Below are 592 nucleotides of genomic sequence, written 5' to 3'. Positions count from 1 at the left end.
GCCGACAGGTCCTCTGGGTTGGGCCCGGACGGTCACGCGAGACGGCGCGCGCCTTCTTCGCACAACTCCCCGAAGGCGTGGCCGAGCGCATCGAAGCGGTCGCAATCGACATGACCACGGCCTATGAGCTGGAGATCAAGGAACAGTGCCCACAGGCGGAAATCGTCTTTGACCTGTACCACGTCGTGGCCAAGTACGGTCGCGAGGTGATCGATCGGGTACGGGTGGATCAGGCCAACCAACTGCGACATGACAAGCCGGCCCGCAAGGTTCTGAAGTCCAGTCGCTGGTTGCTGCTGCGCAACCGTCATAACCTGAAGCCAGAACAGGCCGTGCATCTGAAGGAACTGCTGGCGGCCAATCAGTCGCTGTTATGCGTCTATGTGCTGCGCGACGAGCTCAAACGGCTCTGGTTCTACCGCAAGCCGGCCTGCGCGGAAAAGGCTTGGGGGCAATGGTGCGAACAGGCTCAGCAAAGCGGGATCGCCGTCTTGCAAAAGTTCGCCCAGCGCTTGCAGGGTTACTGGCACGGAATCGTGGCCCGCTGCCGCCATCCGCTCAATACCAGCGTCGTCGAAGGCATCAACAACAC

General features: G+C 61.5%; 1 pseudogene. It reads left to right on the top strand.

The features are described 5' to 3' along the window. Positions 1–592, top strand: a pseudogene (locus tag J5M67_RS27465) (ISL3-like element ISBma1 family transposase); the annotation flags it as partial.

This window comes from Pseudomonas sp. 30_B, assembly GCF_017491605.1.
GTDB lineage: Bacteria > Pseudomonadota > Gammaproteobacteria > Pseudomonadales > Pseudomonadaceae > Pseudomonas.
This window is presented reverse-complemented; position numbering and strand designations above follow the sequence as displayed.